This is a genomic window from Thermus sp. NMX2.A1 (assembly GCF_000511705.1).
GTDB lineage: Bacteria > Deinococcota > Deinococci > Deinococcales > Thermaceae > Thermus > Thermus scotoductus.
This window is the reverse complement of record NZ_ATNI01000124.1, coordinates 1-2531: the sequence shown is the minus strand read 5'-3', so window position 1 is coordinate 2531 and position 2531 is coordinate 1. Positions and strand designations below refer to the sequence as shown.

The following is a 2531-nucleotide window of genomic DNA, read 5'->3' as shown; positions in this document are numbered from 1 at the left end:
TTGTAAGCGAAAGTTCCTCTTCCTTCATGACACAAATCACCCGTCTAAGTCTAGGTGACCATGAGCGAGAGCCCAAAGCTTTTATCCTAGACATACCTGCCCGACATGGTGAGCCTGGGCTGACCCCCCCAGAGTCATGGCCCGACAAGTGGGAAAAGTATGCAGCAGCAGGATGTGTCAAAAATTGGATTGACGATGCTGCTGGAAGGGGCTTCTTCTACCTCGCTGTAGGAAGCCTGGGCCAAATCTTCCGCATAAATCCGGATGAATTGCCGGAGAAAATTACCTACTCTGAGTTGGTTGCCCATCCGAATGCGTTGGTAGCCTGGGGGCTTCATCGCCTAGGAGGGATGCGGTTTCATCCCTCATCCGGATTGCTCTTTGCCGTTCAGCCAGAGATGGGAGAAGTCATTGCCGTAGACCCCGCTCAACCTGGCAATTACCACTTCCAGCCTCCCGTTGTGAGAGGGCTAAGGATGCCTACTTGCGTAAGGTTCTCTCAGGACTCGGAGAAAATGTACGTTTGCTCCTCTGCTGACGGGGTGGTCTGGGAAGTAGAGGGTTTCTTGACTTAGCTGAGGGTGTTCTTATTAGCCACGATCCTGTTTTTGGCCAGCTGCGCTGGGGGGGCCGTAGGCACCGCGGCCTCCCTCCACCTCGCTCGCTTAGACAACCCCTTCTACCTGGGTCTGCAACACGCCATCGGTTGGGGTGCCTCCGTCTTAGCCCTCTTCACAGGCTACCTTCTAGATCGGACGGACCGCAAAAAAGCCCTCAGCTTCGGGCTTCTCTCTGGCAGTCTCCTGCGCTTTCTTTTAGGAACAAGCCTCGGCCTCATTGGTCCATGGACCTTTCTCGGCCTTTACCTGGTAGACAACATCCTTGAGCTTCTTCTGGAGGTCCGGGTCCTGGTCCCTAGACTCGTGCCGCAGGAACGGGAGAAGGCCCATGGGCGTCTTTACACGGCAAGTCTCCTTGCTGACCTTCTCGGCGCCCCCTTAGGCGCCTTTCTCTTCGTCCAGAATCCCTCCTGGCCCTTTTTCCTCGGGGGCGCGCTAGGCTTTGTGGCCATTCACTTCGCCGCTAGGCTCCCTCCCATACCGCCTCTTGGAAAAGCCCCCCCGGGGGTGCTGGCTGGCCTGAGGTGGCTGTACCAGGAAGCCTTCTTTCGTCGGCTAGCCGGAGCGGTCCTTGGAGCCAGCTTCCTCCGGGTCATGCCCTTCGCCCTTCTTCCCCTCTGGTCCCTCCAAGCCGGGTACGGACCCATAGGGTATGGGCTCCTCAGCACCGCCTTCTCCCTTGGGGGGGCCTTAGGAGGGCTTTTGGCAGGGAAACTTAAAGGCAAAAGGCCGCAAAGGGTGCTTAGCCTCCTTTTCCTCATGGACGCCGGGGCCGTCCTGGGTTTGCTCTTCAAGCCTCCCCTTCCCCTGGGCCTGCTCCTCGTGGCCCTCCTGGGGATAAGCGCCATCCTCCTGGGGGTCCAAGAGGTGGTGCTAAGGCAGGCCCTGGCCCCGGATGCCCTGCTGGGCCGGGTAGGGGGTGGAATGAGGTTCCTTAGCGGCTCGGCCGGGCTTTTGGGGGCACTTTTGGCGGGGGCAGTGGGGGGAAAGGTGGGCTTGGAGGAGGTCTATCTGGGAGCGGGGCTTGGATTTCTCCTCCTGGCCTTGGTCGCCTGGGGCTTCCTCGGCCAAATGGAGAAACGGACCCGGTGATCTCCTGGGAGCGTTTTCTGCCTCGCCTCCTTTCTCCTCCTCGGCCCCACGGCCCGGCTAGCCCGTCAGGAGCCCCGCCGCTAGAGGGGCCGGCCGGATTTGGCAAGGGCTTGGGGCCCTGGTTACGGGGAGCCACGCGGGATGCTGGCCGTGGCACCCTTTCCACGTAACCTCCGCGTAACCTCCCCCCTGCTACCCTGGGGCTAACCCGTAAGGGGGTGAAGCAAATGACGGTTTACACGGTTACTCGGGTCCTTCGGCAAGCTGGACAAGGAGGCGAACAACCCACGCTTTTCCGCGGTAGAGAAGGACTTACCAATCGTAGAGGGCATGACGCTGGAGGTTGGTGATATCCTTAAAACGCGGGACGGCCTCGTGGAGGTTAGGGATAACTACGGCCTGGTCCTTCGCTTGGGCCCATCTTCGGAGCTTGAGTACGTTTACCATCCTCAAGGAGGCATCATCGCTCAGCCCGCTGAGCGGCCTACTTTGGTCTTCTTCGGGGAGATCTTCAAGTTCCGGCACTACGTGCGGCCACTGGAAGTGGTGGCTTGCGGGAAATACCGCACCTCCTGCTGGTACTGCCCAGCGAATGTGTACGCCCGCAACCTGGACGCCCATAGGGATGCTTTCTATGCGCTACTGGGGGGAGTCTTCATCTGGGAGTGGGATGAGAGAGGTCAATCCTTTGACCTCGTAAGTATCCCCGAGGGGTACAAAGCGGTGCTCCGCCACGCCCCTACCCAGCCTATGCGAAACCGCTATGCGGTGGAGGACATGGTGCCAATTTCGGAAAAGGAGTGGGAATACATAGCTTCT

At 59.5% G+C, this 2531-nt stretch carries 2 protein-coding genes and 1 pseudogene; all 3 read left to right on the top strand.

Annotated features, from left to right (window positions below; translation table 11 throughout):
* Positions 1-575, top strand: a pseudogene (locus TNMX_RS13130) (hypothetical protein); the annotation flags it as partial.
* A gap of 6 nt (positions 576-581) precedes the next feature.
* The gene (locus TNMX_RS12020; RefSeq protein ID WP_015716356.1) at positions 582-1712 is read left to right on the top strand and encodes an MFS transporter; all 1131 of its coding nucleotides are present in this window, start codon (positions 582-584) and stop codon (positions 1710-1712) included.
* Positions 1713-2042: 330 nt separating this feature from the next.
* On the top strand, positions 2043-2531 hold a 489-nt coding region (locus tag TNMX_RS12015; RefSeq protein ID WP_038032567.1), incomplete at its 3' end, for a hypothetical protein.